Genomic DNA, 19,539 nt, shown 5'->3' on the forward strand with positions numbered 1-19,539 from the left:
CGCTATTTAAAAATTAAGGTAAGTTTTTTCAATTAGTTAACTCACCGTGGTGTTTGTTTGGTTACTGCTTAAGACTGATCTCTGACCTACAAAATCTGACGGACTTTATCCATGGTGATAGTCCCCGCCAGGCCCAGATCCAGCTTGGAACCGTCACTGCCACGGGTCACACCATTAACAACCGCATAGCTCAGCGGAGTAGCAACCAGTGATTCGCTACCACTGCTGGCGGCGATCGTTACGGTGTAAGCACCATCTGGCGCATTACCGCCCGCGTCCAGTGAACCATCCCAGGTAAAGGAGTGGACACCTGCTGACAGACCACCGATTTCAATGGTGCGTACTGCCAGACCATTGCTGTCGCTGATGGTTGCCGTCACTTTGTCTGCTGAACGTTCTAACTCAACACCAAATGGCGTAGTAGTGACGGTGCCATCTTTACTGCCTGCCAACACCGTGGTGCCAGGGATCATCACGCCGTGGCCAATCAGGCTACTGGCTTGCAGCGACTGGCTGCTATCAATCTGCCCGGAGATGGAACCCAGCGTAGTATTCAACTTTTCAATGCCGCTTACGGTGTTGATTTGCGCCAATTGCGTTGTCAACTCGTTGTTTTGCATTGGGTTAGTCGGGTCCTGATTCTTTAACTGGGCAACCAGCAACGTCAGGAAACTGTTCTGCAAATCCTGACTGGTGCTACCGCTACCGGTGGTGGAATTGGTCCCGCTAGTGCTGGTAATACCGTAATCGCTATCGGTCAGGGAATTGGTAATGGCCATGTATACAAGCTCCTGTTATTGACCCAGTGTTAGCGTCTTGAGCATCAGAGATTTAGTGGTATTAAGCACTTCAACGTTGGCTTGATAGCTACGCGAGGCCGAAATGGTGTTAATCATTTCCCCTGTTACATCAACGTTGGGCATGCGGACATAACCCTTGGCATCAGCCAGCGGATTACCCGGCTGATACACCAAACGATCCGGTGCGGGATCGTCAACGATTTGTGATACACGTACCCCGCCGGTTTCCTGCCCTGGTTGAGCCGCTACCTGAAACACCACTTGCTTGGCACGATAAGGCTGACCATCCGGGCCGGTAACGCTATCGGCGTTGGCCATGTTACTGGCGCTGACGTTCAACCGTTGCGATTGGGCTGATAATGCCGAACCGGCAATATCAAAAATATTCAGTAAAGACATACGTCTTATCCTTGTTGTAACACTGACATCATCCCTTTGATCTGGCCGCCAAGAACGGTCAAATCGGTCTGATATTTCAGGCTGTTATCGGCAAAATTAGTACGTTCACGATCCATATCAACCGTGTTACCGTCCATCGCCGGCTGGTCTGGAACCCGGAATAAAAGGTCAAGGTCAGGTGGCGCAACGGTGCTTGCCGGGATATGACGGGCTGACGTTAAACTGAGCGACACCCCTGTACCTGTGGCACGGCCTTGCTCCATCACTTTTTTCAGTTGGCTGGAGAAATCAATATCACGTGCCTGAAAGCCGGGTGTATCCGCATTTGCAATATTGGACGACAGGATCTCCTGTCGTTGCGCACGCAAGTTAAGCGCCTCTTGTTGAAAACGCAGAGCACCGTCCAGTTTGTCGAGCATAGTCCCCCCGCAAGGTTAGAATTTGGAGTCGACAGCATAAACGCCGTATAGGAAAGCCTATCGCCAGAATAAGAGCAAAATGCGTCGCTATTTGTCCCCTTAACCTCATCGCGCTACAGGTACACTAGTGTGCAAAAGAGGTGTGCCCTGGTATTACCTGGTTACACCGGCAGAAAGGAGATTGATGACAATGAATAAAAATGGCGTCATAAAGTTGGCTTGGGGGGTGCTATTGCTGAGTCAGACCGTCACTCATTCAGCGATGGCGGCAGATTTATCAACGCAGGTAAATCAATTCTTCCAACAGCAATACCCGGATAAAGAGAGTCAGGTTAAGGTGGTTATCAAAACGCCACAGAACCAATGGCCACAATGCGAAGTGCCAGAAATTACGCTGCCTGCCAATGCGCGCCCGTGGGGCAATATCAGTTTGTCCGTACGCTGTGAGGGGGTTCGCCGTTTTATTCAGACACAAGTGCAGGTTAGTGGACAATATGCTGTGGCTGGCCGCCAACTGGCAGCTGGTGAGAAAATTGCCGTGTCTGATATTCAGATGAAACAAGGCCGGTTGGATACCCTCCCCCCCGGCGCCTTGCTGGATTCACATTTTGCTCAAGGTGCCGTCAGCTTGCGGCAAATCAGTGCCGGCCAGCCGCTGACGCGCAATATGCTGCGTCGATTGTGGGTCATTAAAGCAGGGCAAGAGGTGCAAGTTTTGGCTCAGGGAGAAGGATTTAATGTTAACAGCAATGGTAAAGCGATGAACAACGCCGCCATACAGGATAACGTTCGGGTGCGCATGGCATCTGGCCAAATCGTCAGTGGCACCGTGGCCGAAGATGGCACAATTCGGATTATGTTATAGTGATTAAAGTTTTTTTAACCTTTGCCGATAACTCTGGTATGCAGTTATTTGCGGGTAGCACAGTGACAATCCCGCCTTTCTTTTTGTTAAAAGATAAAAGTCTCGCGGGTCGATAAACGTCAATCCCGCTATAGAGGGAGCAACACAACATGAGTATTGATCGCACTCAACCGTTATTACCGGTATCGCAAGTGCAGCCACGGGAAACCAGTGACATTGCGCAGCAGATGCGTAAGCCTTCTGCCCAAACAAAAGCACAGGTGAGTGGTACTGAGGTTAAATTAAGTGATGCGCAGGCAAAACTGATGCAACCGGGCAGCCAGGACATCAACGTAGAACGTGTAGAAACCTTAAAACAGGCTATCCGTTCAGGTCAACTAACGATGGACACCGGTAAAATTGCCGATGCTCTGTTAAAGAATGTCGCGGATGATCTGAGAAATAGCTAAACATAACAAAAGTCATTAACCCTAGAACAATCGTTAACCGCAAAACAGTCGTTAACCGTAAAAGGATACGTGGTGGTGGAAAGACTACAGACCAATTTGGACCAGCAACTGGAACTTCTCGAGTCACTGACGACTGTGGTAGCACAAGAGCAGCAATTACTCTGCTCCGGTCGGATTCAAGGTGTCGTGCTGCAAGGTGTGACGGAACAAAAAAGTTCAATACTGGCCACCTTGGCTTATCTGGATCAAACCCGGCTCACCACCGAAATTGCGGCCAATATACAGGCGCCTTATAGCGAGATTCAAGAGTTGGCAATACGTTGGCAACGTATCTTGCAGTTGGCTGAGAACCTTCAGTACAGTAATTTGCACAATGGATTATTGCTACAACAGCATATTGAGCATAATACTCAGGCGCTGGCAGTATTGAATACCCGCCACGGCCAGTCACTATACGGGCCAGATGGTCATTCTAAAGGTGCCAGTCTACTGGGCCGCAAGATCGGTATTTAAAACCTCATCCCTACGGATATAAACCGCCGCTCAGTCGAGGCTTATATCCGTACCGTTCCTCCGCGTTAATTGACTCGTGCCCTCAATGCTTTCTACCTACTTAAAAAATGAGTTTTCCTGTTTTTCTCCGATGTTTTAGTCTGCTGAAACTGAGCAAATGTGCTTAGTTTCAAGGAGGAGATATGAAAAAAAGGTATGTAAGTCTGCTACTGGGGTGTTTTTTTTGCGGGGCGGCAGCACTGTCAATGAGTCAGGCAGTGCAGGCCGTTGAGACCAACAATCAGCTCGAACATCCGGTCTATTTCTGTATGACTTGCTATTACCCCTTCGTCTGGTTTTAGCGATAATTGACCAGCACCTGATTGCTGATCACTTGCAACGGCGGGTTAACTCGGCCTTTACCGGCAATAAAGTAAACAAACCTCAGTTGAGTTGCTGCCGCCTCTCCCGCCAGTCCCCGGCTCTGTCCGCTGCCACCCTCAAGTGGCATACAACGGGTCGGGGTGCATAATTTAACCTGTAACCCCTCTGGCGCTGTCGACATTAATTGGTAGCGCCAGCCAACCGACACGATGCGCGCATTTTCCTGCGCCAGCGCTACCGGTGGTTGCAGTACCGCCGACGAGGTAGCTACCCCGCGCAAACCCTGCGTAACCCCAATATCGTCCGCCACCCAAGTGCCTGAAGCGACAGCATTCAACGGCAATACACATACCGGAAGTAGTGTAGCCAACATTAGGGAGAGACGAGTTAGCATCAAGCAGCTCCTATCGTTGATGTCATACGGATCTGGCGATTATCGCCAATTTCCAGATTAGACAGCACCACCATCTGCGGCAAACTGCGGCGCAAGAAACGGGCTAAAAGTGCCCGCAGTGCATGGTTAACCAGCAACACCGGCGGTGCACCCAGCATCTCCTGACGTTGCAGCGCTTGTTTAGATTGATCCAACAAACGGTCAGCCAGACCTGGCTCCAGACCACCCCCACCTTGCAGCGCCTGTAGTAACAAACGCTCTAATGCCGCATCCAGCCCGATGACCTGAATCTCGCCGGTTCCTGGGAACCATTGTTGCGCAATGGAGCGCCCTAACGCCACTCGAACTACCGCTGTTAATTCGTAAGGGTCGGTCTGGTTTGGCGCATGTTCAGCCAGTGTCTCGATAATGGTGCGCATATCGCGAATGGATACCCGCTCCATTAGTAGATTTTGCAGTACTTTATGCAGCGTGGTTAAGGTGACGACGCCGGGAATGAAGTCTTCCGTCAGCTTCGGCATCTCTTGCGCAACTCTGTCCAGCAATTGCTGGGTTTCCTGGCGGCCAAACAGTTCGCTAGCAAATTGGCTAATCAGATGGTTTAGATGGGTCGCCACGACGGTGCTGGCCTCAACTACGGTAAAACCTTGAATCTGCGCCTGCTCACGTAATGCACTTTCAATCCAAACCGCCGCCAATCCGAAGGCGGGATCATGGGTGGCCTCACCGGGTAACGAGCCAACCGCATTGCCGGGGTTAATGGCTAACCAACGGCCGGGATGAGCTTCGCCACTGCCAATCTCGACCCCTTTCATTAATATCCGATAGTTTGCTGGCGGCAGTTCCAGATTATCTCTGATATGCACCACCGGTGGCAGGTATCCCATCTCTTGAGCAAACTTTTTACGAATACTGCGAATCCGCCCCAACAGCTCACCATTTTGCTGGAAATCCACCATCGGAATCAGGCGATACCCCACCTCCATACCCAGCGGATCTTCCAGTTGAACATCTGACCAGGTCGCTTCAGTGGCTTGTTGCTGGTCTTGCACCACCGGTGATTCTGCCACCATCGGTTGCTTCATTTGCTTACCACGTAAGCGCCAGGCTAATGCCAACAGTGCGCTGGTGAATAGCAGGAAGACAAAGTTAGGCATGCCAGGCACCATCCCCAGTAACCCGAGGACACTGGCACTCAGCACCATCACGCGTGGGTTATTAAATAGCTGGGTGACCATTTGCTGGCCAACATCCTGGTCGGTACTGACGCGGGTCACGATAACGCCCGCCGCCGTCGAGATAACCAATGCCGGGATTTGTGCTACCAAGCCGTCACCAATCGTCAGCAAGGTATAGGTTTCTGCTGCATGGCCCACCGCCATGTCGTGCTGAAGCACCCCGACCAGTAAGCCGCCGACCACGTTAATCACCATGATCAGTAACCCGGCAACCGCATCACCACGAACAAATTTACTGGCCCCATCCATTGAACCGTAGAAGTCAGCTTCTTGCGTAACATCGGAACGGCGTTTTTTGGCTTCGTCTTCACCAATCAAGCCGGCATTTAAGTCGGCATCGATCGCCATCTGCTTACCGGGCATACCATCCAGAACAAAGCGCGCCCCCACTTCGGCAATACGCCCCGCCCCTTTGGTGATAACCATAAAGTTGATTATGACCAAAATAATAAAGACCACGATGCCGATGGCAAAGTTGCCACCAACCAGAAAGTGACCAAACGCTTCCACCACACGGCCCGCAGCCGCCGCACCGGTATGCCCATCCATCAGAATGATACGGGTGGAGGCGACGTTTAGCGATAAACGCAACAGCGTTGAGAACAACAGAATGGTTGGGAAGGCGGCAAAATCCAGCGTGCGTTGGGTAAACATGGCAACCAACAGCACCATAATGGACAGCGCGATATTAAAGGTAAACAGCAAATCAAGGATGAAGGGCGGCAGCGGCAGCACCATCATCGACAAGATCATCAGGATAAGAATTGGCCCGGCAAGGATTTGCCACTGCGTATCTTTAAAATTGCCCGGTAAACGTAGCAGGGCGGCCAAATTAGCCATTAGTCAGTCTCACTCTCTGTTGCAAAATCCAGTGCTTCCGGCACTGGCAGATGTTCAGGTTTTTTCGGGATTAGCCCGCCTTCCCGTTTCCAACGCTTCAACTGGTATACCCAGGCAAGAACTTCTGCCACCGCGGCATAAAGGGTGGCTGGAATATGTTGGCCTACCTCGCTGTGCCGAAACAGTGCCCTGGCCAGCGGCGGCGCTTCTAATAACGGAATACGATGCTCTGCACCTAACTCGCGGATACGCAGTGCCACTGCGCCAGCACCTTTCGCCAGCACCTTGGGTGCACTCATTTTTGCTTCGTTGTATTGCAAGGCAACAGCATAGTGGGTTGGGTTGGTCACTATTACATCAGCTTTAGGGACATCAGCCATCATTCGGCGACGAGCCATAGCCCGTTGCTGCTGACGAATGCGCCCTTTCACATGTGGATCACCTTCTTGATCTTTGAATTCATCACGTATCTCTTGTTTGGTCATACGTAATTTTTTAATGTGGCTGGTTATTTGGAAAAACACGTCGAATCCGACCATCGGGGTCAGGCCTAATACCACCACCAGTCCGCAGAAAATAATCAAGTGGACAGCATCACTTAAAGCCGCCACTGGCGGGGCTGCCATCAACCGCATCATATCTGGCCAGTTATGCCAGAGGAATATTCCCGTGACCCAACCGACCAGCGTGGCCTTGAGGATGGCTTTCAGCAATTCGGCCAGTGCCTGAGAAGAAAACATGCGCTTTAAGCCCGCAATCAGACTCATCCGCTGAAAATCGAACTTGATGGATTCTCCGCTGAACAGCACCCCACCTAACAGCATCGGTACTGCTAGCGCCACGATCACCAATCCGGCAAAGATGGGCAGTAATGCCATCATCGTTTGACTCAGCAGCGTCCCTATTTGGCGCAACATTTGCTTATCATCGCTGATAATGCCATGGTCAAAATGCAGTCCTTGGGCAATCATCGCCGCCAGTTGGCGAGCCATCGACTCCCCAGATACCCACAGGATCGCCAAACCGGCCCCGAGCATCAGCATCGAGGTCAGTTCGCGCGAACGCGGTATTTGGCCTTTTTCGCGAGCCTTCTCCAGCTTGTGGGCTGTGGGTTCCTCGCTCTTTTCCGCGTCGCTATCTTCAGCCACAGCAGGTTTTCCTGTTCAGCGTAAGCGTTCCCATATCAGATAATTAGGAAATAAAAAATTGCTGTCTAGCATGACAAATATTCAGCAAGGTTATGGATGGAACAAAGCAGCAATTAGGGGGTTATTTCTCGGATGAATACATCATGTCAGGCTCAGTAGCCTGTTGGGGGACTGGCTGTCGTCAAATTTGATAGCCAGGAACGTCTACAGCCAGTGATAGATGAAGGAAAAGGGATGAAGAACACGATCAGCCGCAACGCCAGGAATAGCCGGTTTTAAATGAGATTATCACGACGATAAATCCAGCGAGAAATAATGGCAGATGAGATATCCCCTCACCTGCCTATTATGGTCGATCAGTCGGCTTAGAAGCCTAAACTGTCTAGCAGATCATCAACTTGATCCTGGTTGGCAATAACACCAGCACCATTCTTATCCAGTTGTGGCCCATTGAGTAGACTGTCAGCAGATTTTTGCGGTTTAGATGGCATATCTGGGATATTTTCCATCAGTACCATTAATAGCTGCTTCTCAATCTCTTGCACCACATCCATCATGCGTTTGATAACCTGACCGGTAAGGTCCTGGAAATCTTGCGCCATCATGATTTCCAACAATTGTGCATTGGTAAATGAGGTATGTTGCGGTACGACTTCCAGATATTCACGGGTATCAGTGACCAGAGAGCGGGCATCTGACAGCTCGACAGGATTAGCAAACCATTCGTCCCAACGAACTTTAAGCGCCTTCGCCGATGACTCCAGCTCATTTTGGCGCGGCTGTGCTGCCTCAACACAGTTCAGTGCTCTTTCTGCGGCCTGAGCCGTCATATGAACGACATAATCCAGTCGATCACGCGCATCTGGAATGGCTTCCGCAGCCTGTGCAATCGCCTGATCAAGACCTAATTCGCGCAGGCTGTCGCGTAACATCCGCGTCAATTGGCCAATGCGGCTTATTATATCACTGGCCGATGCCGCATCTGTTGCGGGCATTTGATGGTTACTCATCTCGCCTCCTTACATACCCAACTTTTCAAAAATCTTATTGAGCTTCTCTTCCAAGGTAGCGGCAGTGAAAGGTTTCACTACATAACCACTGGCACCTGCTTGCGCTGCTGCGATGATATTCTCTTTTTTCGCTTCGGCGGTTACCATCAGAACCGGCAAAGTACCAAGAGCACCATCGGCACGGATAGTTTTCAACAGGTCCAGGCCATCCATATTCGGCATATTCCAATCAGAAACCACAAAATCAAAGCCACCCGCACGTAATTTATTCAATGCGTCGACGCCATCTTCGGCCTCTTCCACATTGTTAAAACCCAGCTCTTTCAGCAGGTTTCTGACAATACGACGCATGGTCGAAAAATCGTCTACCACCAAAAATCTGAGATTCTTATCCGCCATACCAACTCCTAAGGTTTGTTGCTCACCGCTGAGCGATTAACTATCAACGCCCGATTTCCACCGGAAAATGTCTACTAAATTCGCAGGGCTTGACCACTGCTAATCTGCGCCAACATACGCTGGCTTATCTGGTTCAAATCCAGAACTTCATTAACGCCCCCCATACCAATCGCTTCACGCGGCATGCCGAAAACCACACAACTGGCCTCGTTTTGCGCGATGGTATAAGCACCGGCGCGATACATCTCCAACAACCCGGCCGCACCATCATTGCCCATCCCCGTCAGGATAACCCCCACGGCGTTACGCCCGGCATACTGCGCCACTGAGCGAAATAGGACATCAACCGAGGGACGATGGCGATTAACCGCCGGCCCGTCATGAATGCGAACCTGATAGTTCGCCCCACTACGCGCCAGTTCCATATGCCGATCGCCGGGAGCAATATAGGCATGCCCCGGTAAGACCCGCTCACCGTCTTCTGCTTCTTTCACAGTGATTTGACACAGCTTATTAAGTCGCTCAGCAAATGAACGGGTAAAACCCGGTGGCATATGCTGAGTAATTAACAGTGCCGGGCTGGTCGGTGGCAACGGCTGTAATACCATACGGATAGCTTCTGTCCCCCCGGTAGAGGCACCAATTGCAATTAACTTTTCACTACTGAGCAGTGGTGTATGCGTAAGCATAACCGGCGCGTTTTCTGGGCCGCGCTGCGGCAGGCGAGCTTTAGCAGCTGTACGGATTTTCTCCGCAATCAACTCACTGTAAGCCAGCATTCCCTCTCTGATCCCAAGCTGAGGTTTGGTAACAAAATCAATCGCTCCCAACTCCAACGCACGCATGGTTATCTCAGAGTTCTTACCGGTTAATGATGAGACCATCACCACCGGCATCGGCCGCAACCGCATCAGTTTTTCAAGAAAATCCAAACCATCCATCCGCGGCATTTCGACATCGAGCGTCAAAACCTGCGGATTGAATTTTTTGATCAAATCACGGGCAACCAACGGATCGGGAGCCGTTGCAACCATTTCCATGTCCGGGTGACTATTAATAATCTCGGTCATTAGTTGGCGCATCAATGCAGAATCATCAACGCACAATACTCTGATTTTACTCATCACCTCTCCTTGGTCAGCCCATAAACGGTCTGCCCGCGCAAATAGAATTCCCGACTAATTTGACTGAAATTCTCCGAGTGGCCTGCAAACATCAGACCACCTGGTTTTAGCAAAGGGACAAAGCGACGCAGAATGCGCTCCTGCGTTTCTTTATCAAAATAAATCATCACATTACGACAAAAAATAGCATCAAACTGCCCGGGTAATGCCCACTCTGGTGCCAACAGATTGAGTTGCTGGAAATGGATCATATTGGCCAATTCCGGGCGCACTCGCACCATGCCTTGATGTGGGCCGGTGCCACGCAAGAAATAGCGTTGCATCTGTTGTGCCGACAATGAACGCAATTCATCTTGCCGGTATACACCACTGGTCGCTTTTTCCAGTACTTGCGTATCGATATCGCTGGCTAACACCTGACACGAACCCGCTCTATTTCCCAACACATCACACAGTGTCATCGCGATAGAGTACGGCTCTTCACCGGTCGATGCCGCCGTACTCCACACCGAATAGCTTCCCGGCCGCTGGCGGGCATGTTCAGCCAGAATCGGGAAATGGTGTGCCTCACGGAAAAATGCCGTCAGATTAGTGGTCAAGGCATTAACAAATGCCTGCCACTCTGCACTGTTCGGGTCGGTCTCTAGCAAAGCAAGGTATTGACCAAAATCGTTAATCCCTAGCAATCTCAGCCGCCTGACCAGGCGGTTATAGACCATTTCCCGTTTGTGATCGGCCAGTACTATCCCGGCTCGTTGATAAATAAGTTGGCATATGCGCCGGAAGTGAACATCCGGCAACGGGAGCCGTTGAATCATCTGAGTCAGGATCGACCCAGACTCTTGGGGCGATGGCTGTTTCATCGATGATGGTTTCATCCGGCCTCACCCCACAACAAAGTCTTCGTTACGCCGTTTGACAATCTGGAATTTCCTTAACAGCCGGTTGTTTACCACTGCCGTCTGCTGCCTGCCCCTCCCCGCTGTCGCTATCCTGCTCCAAACGAAAAACAGACACTGCATCGGAGAGCATACTTGCCTGCTCTTCGAGTGCGTTAGCCGCAGCCGCAGCCTCTTCCACTAATGCGGCGTTTTGCTGAGTGACCTGATCCATCTGTGTTACTGCCAGTGAAACCTGCTCAATACCTCGGCTTTGCTCATCCGAGGCGGAAGCGATTTCACCCATGATGTCGGTAACCCGAGTCACTGAGCGAACAATCTCTTCCATGGTAGTACCCGCATTTTCAACCAGAGTGGAGCCCTGGCGAACACGGCTGACCGATTCATCGATCAACCCTTTAATCTCTTTTGCTGCTTGTGCACTGCGCTGGGCCAGATTACGAACTTCACCGGCGACGACAGCAAAACCGCGCCCCTGCTCACCAGCGCGAGCAGCCTCAACAGCAGCATTTAACGCCAGAATATTGGTCTGGAAGGCAATACCATCAATAACACTGGTAATGGCACCAATCTTCTGTGAACTGGTGGCGATATCATGCATAGTTGTCACCACACTGCCCGTCAACTCACCCCCTTTGGCAGCGGTTGCTGATGCGTCTTTCGCCAGCAATGTTGCCTGACGAGCATTATCCGCATTCTGTTTGACCGTCGCGGTCAGTTGCTCCATGCTGGCCGCAGTTTGTTCCAGAGACGCCGCTTGCTGTTCGGTTCTTGCTGACAAATCATTGTTACCCGCAGAAATTTCCTGAATCCCCGTTAGCATTGCTTCAGTGCCATCTCGGACATGACTAACAGTGGTGATAAGCGACTGCTGCATGATGCGTAAACTGGCAAACATCTCGCTGATTTCATTACGCCCGGAGACATGAATCTGCGCTGATAAATCCCCCCGTGCGATGCGGTCAAAATGCGCGCGCATAATTTTCAGCGGCCTGACAAACATGGTGCGCAGCCAAACAAGCGACGAAATCGCCATGGCTATTACCATTACAATCGCCGCACCAAATATCCACATGGAGAGATGGTACGCCTGCTGGTTTTGGGTACCGGCCTCAGCAATCACTTCATTGGCATACTGCAAATACTGTAAAAAATCGGCTTCGAACAAATCCTGTGTTTTCTGGGTGGGTTGGTCCATAAAGCCTTGTAAATTACCGGCTTCCAGAAAATCGATTAGTTGTCGTAACGACGTCCGTAAGTTCTGATAACTGTTTTTAGTGGCATCCAACAATTCGCCACCGTTATCACTCTCATCAAGGCGTGGCACCGCAATAAACTGATTGAAGTAGAGGTCCGCTTTCTGTAATGAGCTGCGCGCATTGCCCATTAATGCGTTGACTTGCTCCTGAGGTACTTTGAGAGCCGAGCGCGTCCCCGCCCGGTTTAAGGTATTACGCGCCTGAAGCAAGGATACCCAACTGAGGCTTAATGCATCCCGTTGCTGGCTACTGAGATCCACCCGGTTCAAATTTTGGTAGTCTGAGCGAAAAGCAGTAAATGACAGACCACTTGAAATTAACTGTATCGAGCAAATTAATATCAGTAACAGGAAAAAGCTGGTAGAAATCCGAATTCGGCCAAACATCGTAACCTCTTCTCAGCCGGCTCATTGGCCAGCTTTATCTATTTTTGTTCACCCAAAATAATTGGAGTTGCAGGTAGGCAGCCAGCAAACGAACCCCGATGAGCTTACTCAAGTAAGTGATTCGGGTTCGTGAGCGCAGCTAACACCCCTGCAATTTCAAGTATCAAGGGTTGTAGGGGACTAGAAAGTTTCCCAATTGTCTTGCAGGTCACTTCCCAGTGTTTTTTTAGCAGTTCCGCTCAAATCCTGTGTCGGCTGCTTTATTTTTCTAACATCTCTTGTAGTACTACCGTTATCCATACGCAGAACGAATACAGACATGGATTGGGTTAACATACTGGCTTGTTCTTCCAGTGCGGCGGCGGCAGAGGCTGATTCTTCCACCAAAGAGGCGTTTTGCTGGGTTACCCGGTCCATTTCAGTGACCGCCTGACCCACTTGATCGATACCGCGACTTTGCTCATCGGAAGCAGAAGCGATTTCACCCATGATGTCGGTGACGCGGGTTACCGCATTAACGATATCTCCCATGGTTTCACCCGCACTTTCAACCAGTACTGACCCCATATCGACACGGCTAACCGAGTCTTCGATAAGGCCTTTAATCTCTTTTGCAGCTTGCGCACTACGTTGTGCCAGGTTACGTACTTCACCGGCAACAACGGCAAAACCACGACCCTGCTCACCGGCACGGGCTGCTTCAACGGCGGCGTTCAGCGCCAGGATATTGGTCTGGAAAGCGATACCATCGATAACACTGGTAATATCTGCAATTTTCTGTGAACTACCGGCAATCTCATGCATGGTTTGCACCACATTCGCCACCACTTTGCCACCTTTCTGTGCCGTTTCCGATGCACTTAAGGCCAGTTGGCTAGCTTGACGAGCATTCTCAGCATTCTGTTTCACTGTGGCGGTTAACTGCTCCATACTGGCGGCGGTTTCTTCCAGTGAGGCGGCTTGTTGTTCTGTACGCGCTGACAGATCGTTGTTACCGGCGGAAATTTCTGAGGCACCGCTATAGATAGCATCGGCACCTAAACGCACATCACTGACGGTGGTAATCAATTCAGATTGCATGTGTTTCAGGCTGGCGGCCAATGTGCCCATTTCGTTGCGGCTATGCACTTCGATAGTCTGCGTTAAATCACCGTTAGCGATATGTTTAATATGTTCTATCAAGTGTTTAAGCGGATTAATCAAGATGTGTTGCATGCCAAGCCAAACAACAATAATTACCGCGAATACCACAATCAGTACGGTAACAATCACCCCCATCGCGAAGCTAAATGACTGGTTGCTGTCTTCCACTGCGGAGGCATACAAGCGATCATTTTGTGTCAGGTAAGTGTTGTAATCCTGTTCAAAAGCATTTTGGAAGCTAGAGGTGGGTTGGTCGAAGAACTCATTGATCTTGCCAGCTTCCATCAATTGGATCAGTTCGGTTAACGCACCAAAATATTGGTCATAAGTCTGTTTTAATTTTTTAGCTGATTCGGCGTCTTGCTGGCTATCCAACGGGATCTGTTCGTAGCTTTTAAAACGCTCCGCCGCCACACCTAATGTCCCTTTGGCTGATGCCAACAGGTCATTCACCGTAGGGCCACTACCGGTATGATTCACATCCATCATGTAGCGGATGCCTGCGCGGTTCAGCGTATTACGGGTTTGCAGCAGATTTACCCAACTTTCATTCAACACCGACTGTTGCTGACGAATAACCTGTAAAACCGCAAAGTTCTCTTTGTCATTTTTCAGGGAATTGAAGAAAAGCCCGCCGGAAACGAACTGTAAGGCACCAAATAGCACTAACACCAACAGGAGGCTGGTGACCACTTTCATACGCTTAAACATGTTATCCCTTCATAAGTACGTCAAAACACAGGTACGCCAAAACATAGGACGTCTAATTAACTGTGTTATCGGCACTGGGAGGGGGAACTTTACCGGAGAGAGACATTATTTTAACGAGATGAGGATGAGTGTTAGCAGTTTGTTATTATCGAGGTGAAAACCGGCCTCATCAGGTTTTGGCCGGACAAGAACGGACCACGGTTTCGATGGAGAGCGGCGTGGTGATTGGTTCGGTTGACATGAGACAGGAGATCACCTGATCACTGAACGAATATCAACCGAAACCCGATAGGCAAATTAACCGAAACTTACCCTTTAATGACAGAGTCAATCAACGACATCTCTTCACTGCTCAACAGCTTTTCGATATCCACCAAAATCAGCATTCTTTCCCCGAGTGAACCTAAACCTGTTAGATACTCAGTTGCCAGAGTGACGGCAAACTCTGGTGCAGGACGTATTTGCTCATTGGTTAATGACAGCACATCTGACACACCATCAACGACAATACCCACCACGCGCTGATCAAAATTCAGTACGATCACTACGGTATTTTCGTTATAGCTCACACCTTTTTGTGCAAACTTAACCCGTAAATCAATAATAGGGACAATGACGCCGCGTAAGTTAGTGACACCTTTAATGAACGTCGGGGTGTTAGCGATACGGGTCACCTGATCGTAGCCACGGATCTCTTGTACTTTCAGAATATCAATCCCGTACTCTTCATCGCCCAGCGTAAAAATCAGGAACTCTTGTCCTACCGTTTCGCCAGCCAGCTTCGTGACGGTTGCTAGTCCTGCCATGTTTTTACCCTTCAATCAATAGGTTGAATTTATGTTTGTTTTCAGGACCGGAACACTCCGTGCCCTATACCTGTTTTCATACGGGTTCCATACAGGCTTCAATTGGTCCACCTGCTAGGCAGCGACCACATCATCAGCCGTTACACGCTTTTCCCGGTTTAATGCCTGCAAAGCCGACACATCAACAATTAATGCCACGCTGCCATCACCCAATATGGTTGCGGCTGAAATACCTGGCACTTTGCGATAGTTACTCTCGAGGTTTTTCACCACCACCTGATGCTGACCAATCAACTGGTCTACCAAGAGTGCATAACGACGCCCGGCACTTTGCAGAATCACAACGATGCCCTGAGTGGCTTCAGTTTTGGCGTTTTCAACATCAAATACCCGGTACAATTCAACCAAAGGTAAATACTCGCCGCGCACTTGTAATACCCGTTCACCGCCGGCTAGCGGGTGTAAATCTTCAGCCAAAGGTTGCAGTGATTCCATTACTGCATTCAATGGCAAGATGAAGACTTCATCACTGACTTTTACTGACATTCCATCAAGAATAGCTAGCGTCAATGGCAATAAAATACGGATTGAAGTGCCAAGACCGGCCTGGAAACTGACTTGCACATGGCCGCCCATCTCCTGAATATTTCGCTTAACCACATCCATACCGACACCGCGGCCGGAAACATCAGTGACTTGCTCTGCGGTGGAGAATCCGGGAGCAAAAATCAGCATCCCAACATCTTCATCGCTCATATGCTCATTAATGGCCATTCCTTGAGACTGCGCTTTTGCCAGAATCTTCTGCCGGTTTAACCCTGCGCCATCATCCAAGACTTCAATACAGATATTACCGCCCTGATGCTCTGCGGACAGCGTCAGATTCCCCACCGGCGATTTACCGGCAGCAATACGGGTTTCAGCATCTTCAATACCGTGGTCCAAACTGTTACGAACCAGATGGGTCAGGGGATCGATAATGCGTTCAATCAGGCTTTTATCCAGTTCTGTAGAACTGCCAAGCAGCGTCAGTTCGACTTGCTTATTGAGTTTACTGGCTAAATCGCGCACCAAACGAGGGAAGCGGCTGAACACATACTCCATCGGCATCATACGGATCGACATCACCGACTCTTGCAAGTCACGCGCATTGCGTTCCAACTGCCCCATACTATTGAGCAAATCACCGTTGATGACGGGATCCAGCGTACTGGAGCGCTGTGCCAACATTGATTGAGTAATCACCAACTCGCCCACCAGATTAATCAACTGGTCAACTTTCTCAACCGCGACGCGAATACTGGTTGACTCACTGGCTTTCGCTTTTGGTTTTACATGTTCCGGGCTGGTCGGTGCGGCAATAACACCCGTTTTAGAGGAACTGTTGGTTTCAGCCACTGGGGCCACCGCCGTTGGCGGTAATTCTGCGATAACCGGCGCCACTACAGCCACTTCAGCTGTAGCTTCTGGTTGCAATTCAGCGGGTATAAAACTGATCTGTTCCGGTTCCAACACAAAACAGAGCACGGCGCTGATATCATCTTCACTGACAGACGTAATCAGGGTGGCTTCCAGGCTATCAGCACTTTGATGTGGATCTTTAACTTCACCCAAATTGCCTAGCTCTTCCAACATCAGTGGGATTTCTTGCTCTTTCAGGCCAGACAAGCGAATGCGCATTCCCCCCTGAACCAATGCAGGTGACTTACCACCCACTTTGGTGTCAGTCATCACAACGCCATTCCCTTGTGCTACTGATGTGTTGGTACCTGTGCTTTGTTGTTCTAAAGCCTCTAATGCCAGTTGGCGCAATGCGTGGCAGATATACTCAAAGCTTTCCGCATTAGGTTCCTGAGAGGTTTTATAGGCGTCCAACTGTTCCTGCATAATATCTTTCGTTTCCAAAAACAGGTTGATGATATCAGTGCTCAACCGCATTTCATCGCGACGAGCACCATCCAACAGGTTTTCCAACAGATGGGTTGTCTCTTGTAATACCGTAAAGCCAAACGTCGCTGCACCACCTTTGATCGAATGAGCAGCACGGAAAATGGCATTGAGTTGTTCTTTATCTGGTGCCAGTGGGTCCAGCAATAACAAGTGCTGTTCCATATCTGCCAACAGTTCATCTGCTTCATCAAAGAAAGTCTGATAAAACGCGGTAATATCCATGCTCACGGTGTCACCTCTACTGTGCGTCGCGGCTTGTCGGAGAGACCGGTGCATTACTTGCAGGTGCCGCTGGCAACGATGTCGTTGGCCCAGTGGTTGCTGGAGTGATGCTCCCCGTGCTCGATTGTTGTGTTTGTGGTGCTGTTGCAGGCTGCGTTATCGTTTTCACAGGTGCTGCCGTTACCGGTACTGCCGCCGCCGATACTGTTACCGCCCCAGTCGCGGGTTGCCCGGTGGAGGTTGCCGTACCCGTTGGCGCTGTCGCAGCAGCAGGCGTCGCGGTTGGCACAGTCCCACTGGTCTCAAGCTGCTTTAAGCTCGCGGCTTTTTCTATATCCAGCGCTTTGTTATCTAAATTCTCATGCTCAATATCATGTTGCGTCTGTTTGTTCAGCACTAAAATACTGATTCGACGGTTAACCGGATCATCCGCTGCTTGCTCTTTCAAGCGCATCGTCGAGGCCATACCCACCACCCGCAGCACTTTCCCCTCATCCAAACCACCGGCGAGCAATTCACGCCGTGAAGCATTAGCACGATCAGCCGACAACTCCCAGTTGCTGTAACCTCGTTCGCCATTGGCATACGGCAGATCATCGGTATGCCCCGACAGACTGATTTTGTTTGGTATGTCATTCAAGATAGGGGCTATAGCACGTAAAATATCACGCATATACGGCTCTACCTGCGCACTGCCCATCTTAAACATCGGCCGATTCTGGCTATCAATAATCTGAATTCTTAACCCTTCTTCCATCATGTTAATCAACAGATGTGGCCGTAATGCTCTCAATCTCGGGTCAGATTCGATTAATTGATCCAGTTTTTCCCGCAACTTGTTCAGTCGATACTCTTCTTTGCGACTCTCTTCTGAATCGATGTGCTTGCGTACCTCGCCCACTTGCTGGGTGGGATCATCACCGCCCCCTGGAATCGGACTGGTACTGGCACTGCTCTTATCACCGCTGGTCAACGCTATTTTCAACGGTGTCCGAAAATACTCCGCAATTTGCGTCAGTTGCTGCGGGCTGGAAACCGATAGCAACCACATCACCAGAAAGAAGGCCATCATCGCTGTCATAAAGTCAGCGTAAGCAATTTTCCATGACCCGCCATGATGACCGCCACCATGCTTAGCTTTTCGCTTTCTAATCACAATAACGGGGTGGTTCTGATGCTTCATGCGTCCTCTTCTGTCGCTTGCGGTGCCGGCGCTTTCACTCTGCGTACATGCTCTTCCAGCTCAATGAACGACGGACGCTCAGTGGTGTAGAGCGTTTTACGACCAAACTCCACGGCAATTTGTGGCGCATATCCGTTCAGGCTGGAAAGCAGTGTCACCTTGATGCACTGCATCATTTTGGTGGTTTCTGCACTCTGTTGACGCAACAAGGTGGCCAAAGGTGAAATAAAACCATATGCCAGCAAAATACCCAGAAACGTCCCCACCATCGCATGGGCAATTAGTGCCCCAAGTTCTGCGGCTGGTCGGTCGGCGGAAGCCAGGGCATGTACCACCCCCATAACCGCAGCAACAATACCGAATGCGGGTAACGAATCCCCCACCATCGCCAAGCTACCTGCGGGAACTTCACATTCTTGTTCGTGAGTTTCTATCTCTTCATCCATCAGTGCTTCGATTTCAAAAGCATTCATATTTCCGCTAACAATTAACCGTAAATAATCAGTAATAAATTCCACTAATAACTTATCGGCCAAGATCCGAGGATAATTAGAGAAAATTTCACTTTCCCGCGGACTTTCTATATCCCGTTCCAGTGACAGCATTCCCTGTTGACGGGATTTAGCTAATAAACGGTAAAGTAACGCCATTAAGTCCATATACAGGACTTTGTTATATTTAGAACGGCGCATCAATTTTGGCATGACCTTTATTGTCGCTTTTATCGCTTTGCCGTTGTTACCCACGATAAATGCACCGATACCTGCACCGCCGATAATTAAAAATTCGGCTGGCTGATACAGTGCGCCAAGGTTGCCACCAACAATCATGTAGCCACCGAAGACCGCACCTAAGACCACGATATAACCCAAAATAACTAACACGCGACATCCTTAGCAAAGTGTGTGGGTGGAAGGTGAGGCGTTAGCACCCTTTGAGTGCAATGAATTGTCATTAACTGGCTACAGGAACGGTATCCATACCGCAGCTGTAACCAAAAAATTCTGACAACTCAAAGA

General features: G+C 50.0%; 19 protein-coding genes and 1 pseudogene. 4 read left to right on the forward strand and 16 right to left on the reverse strand.

Annotation, left to right across the window (positions count from 1 at the left end; translation table 11 throughout):
• Nucleotides 1-86: 86 nt before the first annotated feature.
• From flgD to flgB, 3 genes are read right to left on the reverse strand one after another with little or no spacing between them, the layout of a single operon-like run.
• Nucleotides 87-779 carry a flagellar hook assembly protein FlgD gene (gene flgD, locus V1953_RS12605; RefSeq protein ID WP_442850994.1) on the reverse strand — a complete coding sequence of 231 codons (693 nt, stop codon included), beginning with the start codon at nt 777-779 and terminating at the stop codon, nt 87-89.
• Nucleotides 780-794: 15 nt separating this feature from the next.
• Nucleotides 795-1,199: a flagellar basal body rod protein FlgC gene (flgC, locus tag V1953_RS12610; protein ID WP_005189321.1), complete on the reverse strand. Its 405-nt coding sequence runs from the start codon at nt 1,197-1,199 to the stop codon at nt 795-797.
• Nucleotides 1,200-1,204: 5 nt separating this feature from the next.
• Nucleotides 1,205-1,618 (reverse strand): flagellar basal body rod protein FlgB, encoded by a 414-nt coding sequence (gene flgB / locus V1953_RS12615; RefSeq protein ID WP_083159160.1) that lies wholly within the window; start codon nt 1,616-1,618, stop codon nt 1,205-1,207.
• A gap of 184 nt (nt 1,619-1,802) precedes the next feature.
• On the opposite strand from flgB, the gene flgA reads away from it, so the two are divergent.
• The 4 genes from flgA to V1953_RS12635 all read left to right on the forward strand — a co-directional run bounded on the left by flgA (nt 1,803) and on the right by V1953_RS12635 (nt 3,786).
• Nucleotides 1,803-2,483 carry a flagellar basal body P-ring formation chaperone FlgA gene (flgA, locus tag V1953_RS12620; RefSeq protein WP_083159161.1) on the forward strand — a complete coding sequence of 227 codons (681 nt, stop codon included), beginning with the start codon at nt 1,803-1,805 and terminating at the stop codon, nt 2,481-2,483.
• A gap of 149 nt (nt 2,484-2,632) precedes the next feature.
• Nucleotides 2,633-2,932, forward strand: a complete 300-nt coding sequence (flgM, locus tag V1953_RS12625; protein WP_083159162.1) for a flagellar biosynthesis anti-sigma factor FlgM — start codon at nt 2,633-2,635, stop codon at nt 2,930-2,932.
• A 72-nt stretch (nt 2,933-3,004) separates the two neighbouring features.
• Nucleotides 3,005-3,445 (forward strand): flagella synthesis protein FlgN, encoded by a 441-nt coding sequence (locus V1953_RS12630; RefSeq protein WP_083159163.1) that lies wholly within the window; start codon nt 3,005-3,007, stop codon nt 3,443-3,445.
• A 182-nt stretch (nt 3,446-3,627) separates the two neighbouring features.
• Entirely contained in the window at nt 3,628-3,786 is a 159-nt protein-coding gene (locus V1953_RS12635) for a hypothetical protein (RefSeq protein WP_193784676.1), read from the forward strand.
• Here V1953_RS12635 and V1953_RS12640 read toward each other — a convergent pair.
• From V1953_RS12640 to motA, 13 genes and pseudogenes are all read right to left on the reverse strand, one after another.
• Nucleotides 3,783-4,202 carry a flagellar protein FlhE gene (locus V1953_RS12640; RefSeq protein ID WP_083159164.1) on the reverse strand — a complete coding sequence of 140 codons (420 nt, stop codon included), beginning with the start codon at nt 4,200-4,202 and terminating at the stop codon, nt 3,783-3,785. The genes V1953_RS12635 and V1953_RS12640 overlap by 4 nt on opposite strands.
• Nucleotides 4,202-6,280, reverse strand: coding sequence for a flagellar biosynthesis protein FlhA (flhA, locus tag V1953_RS12645; protein WP_083159165.1), 2,079 nt, complete (start codon nt 6,278-6,280; stop codon nt 4,202-4,204). Before flhA ends, V1953_RS12640 begins: the two co-directional genes overlap by 1 nt.
• On the reverse strand, nt 6,280-7,428 hold the full coding sequence (gene flhB, locus V1953_RS12650; protein WP_083159166.1) for a flagellar biosynthesis protein FlhB: 1,149 nt from the start codon (nt 7,426-7,428) through the stop codon (nt 6,280-6,282). The genes flhA and flhB overlap by 1 nt, the downstream gene beginning before the upstream one ends.
• A gap of 365 nt (nt 7,429-7,793) precedes the next feature.
• Nucleotides 7,794-8,438 (reverse strand): protein phosphatase CheZ, encoded by a 645-nt coding sequence (gene cheZ / locus V1953_RS12655; protein WP_083159167.1) that lies wholly within the window; start codon nt 8,436-8,438, stop codon nt 7,794-7,796.
• Nucleotides 8,439-8,447: 9 nt separating this feature from the next.
• Entirely contained in the window at nt 8,448-8,837 is a 390-nt protein-coding gene (gene cheY, locus V1953_RS12660; RefSeq protein WP_049605622.1) for a chemotaxis response regulator CheY, read from the reverse strand.
• Between the two features lie 74 nt (nt 8,838-8,911).
• Nucleotides 8,912-9,961 carry a protein-glutamate methylesterase/protein-glutamine glutaminase gene (locus tag V1953_RS12665; protein WP_083159168.1) on the reverse strand — a complete coding sequence of 350 codons (1,050 nt, stop codon included), beginning with the start codon at nt 9,959-9,961 and terminating at the stop codon, nt 8,912-8,914.
• Nucleotides 9,961-10,839 (reverse strand): protein-glutamate O-methyltransferase CheR, encoded by an 879-nt coding sequence (gene cheR, locus V1953_RS12670; RefSeq protein WP_372558662.1) that lies wholly within the window; start codon nt 10,837-10,839, stop codon nt 9,961-9,963. The genes V1953_RS12665 and cheR overlap by 1 nt, the downstream gene beginning before the upstream one ends.
• Before the next feature lie 28 nt (nt 10,840-10,867).
• The gene (locus V1953_RS12675; RefSeq protein ID WP_083159169.1) at nt 10,868-12,505 is read right to left on the reverse strand and encodes a methyl-accepting chemotaxis protein; all 1,638 of its coding nucleotides are present in this window, start codon (nt 12,503-12,505) and stop codon (nt 10,868-10,870) included.
• 302 nt (nt 12,506-12,807) lie between these two features.
• Nucleotides 12,808-14,359 (reverse strand): annotated as a pseudogene (locus tag V1953_RS12680) (methyl-accepting chemotaxis protein); the annotation flags it as partial.
• 308 nt (nt 14,360-14,667) lie between these two features.
• Nucleotides 14,668-15,165: a chemotaxis protein CheW gene (gene cheW / locus V1953_RS12685; RefSeq protein ID WP_083159171.1), complete on the reverse strand. Its 498-nt coding sequence runs from the start codon at nt 15,163-15,165 to the stop codon at nt 14,668-14,670.
• Between the two features lie 114 nt (nt 15,166-15,279).
• Nucleotides 15,280-17,337: a chemotaxis protein CheA gene (gene cheA, locus V1953_RS12690; RefSeq protein ID WP_193784823.1), complete on the reverse strand. Its 2,058-nt coding sequence runs from the start codon at nt 17,335-17,337 to the stop codon at nt 15,280-15,282.
• A gap of 16 nt (nt 17,338-17,353) precedes the next feature.
• Complete coding sequence (gene motB / locus V1953_RS12695; RefSeq protein ID WP_083159173.1) at nt 17,354-18,520, reverse strand: flagellar motor protein MotB; 1,167 nt, start codon at nt 18,518-18,520, stop codon at nt 17,354-17,356.
• Entirely contained in the window at nt 18,517-19,404 is an 888-nt protein-coding gene (gene motA, locus V1953_RS12700; protein WP_083159174.1) for a flagellar motor stator protein MotA, read from the reverse strand. Before motA ends, motB begins: the two co-directional genes overlap by 4 nt.
• Nucleotides 19,405-19,539 lie beyond the last annotated feature (135 nt).

Origin of the sequence: Yersinia sp. 2541 StPb PI, assembly GCF_052217145.1 — a bacterium.
Lineage (GTDB): Bacteria > Pseudomonadota > Gammaproteobacteria > Enterobacterales > Enterobacteriaceae > Yersinia > Yersinia enterocolitica_E.

Coding starts and splice junctions, on each gene's coding strand:
- flhA (WP_083159165.1), bottom strand. CDS start 6,280: ATGGCTAATTTGGCCGCCCTGCTACGTTTACCGGGCAATTTTAAAGAT.
- flgB (WP_083159160.1), bottom strand. CDS start 1,618: ATGCTCGACAAACTGGACGGTGCTCTGCGTTTTCAACAAGAGGCGCTT.
- cheA (WP_193784823.1), bottom strand. CDS start 17,337: ATGGATATTACCGCGTTTTATCAGACTTTCTTTGATGAAGCAGATGAA.
- V1953_RS12640 (WP_083159164.1), bottom strand. CDS start 4,202: ATGCTAACTCGTCTCTCCCTAATGTTGGCTACACTACTTCCGGTATGT.
- V1953_RS12665 (WP_083159168.1), bottom strand. CDS start 9,961: ATGAGTAAAATCAGAGTATTGTGCGTTGATGATTCTGCATTGATGCGC.
- cheY (WP_049605622.1), bottom strand. CDS start 8,837: ATGGCGGATAAGAATCTCAGATTTTTGGTGGTAGACGATTTTTCGACC.
- cheZ (WP_083159167.1), bottom strand. CDS start 8,438: ATGAGTAACCATCAAATGCCCGCAACAGATGCGGCATCGGCCAGTGAT.
- motB (WP_083159173.1), bottom strand. CDS start 18,520: ATGAAGCATCAGAACCACCCCGTTATTGTGATTAGAAAGCGAAAAGCT.
- V1953_RS12675 (WP_083159169.1), bottom strand. CDS start 12,505: ATGTTTGGCCGAATTCGGATTTCTACCAGCTTTTTCCTGTTACTGATA.
- V1953_RS12635 (WP_193784676.1), top strand. CDS start 3,628: ATGAAAAAAAGGTATGTAAGTCTGCTACTGGGGTGTTTTTTTTGCGGG.
- flgM (WP_083159162.1), top strand. CDS start 2,633: ATGAGTATTGATCGCACTCAACCGTTATTACCGGTATCGCAAGTGCAG.
- cheR (WP_372558662.1), bottom strand. CDS start 10,839: ATGAAACCATCATCGATGAAACAGCCATCGCCCCAAGAGTCTGGGTCG.
- flgA (WP_083159161.1), top strand. CDS start 1,803: ATGACAATGAATAAAAATGGCGTCATAAAGTTGGCTTGGGGGGTGCTA.
- flgC (WP_005189321.1), bottom strand. CDS start 1,199: ATGTCTTTACTGAATATTTTTGATATTGCCGGTTCGGCATTATCAGCC.
- flgD (WP_442850994.1), bottom strand. CDS start 779: ATGGCCATTACCAATTCCCTGACCGATAGCGATTACGGTATTACCAGC.
- cheW (WP_083159171.1), bottom strand. CDS start 15,165: ATGGCAGGACTAGCAACCGTCACGAAGCTGGCTGGCGAAACGGTAGGA.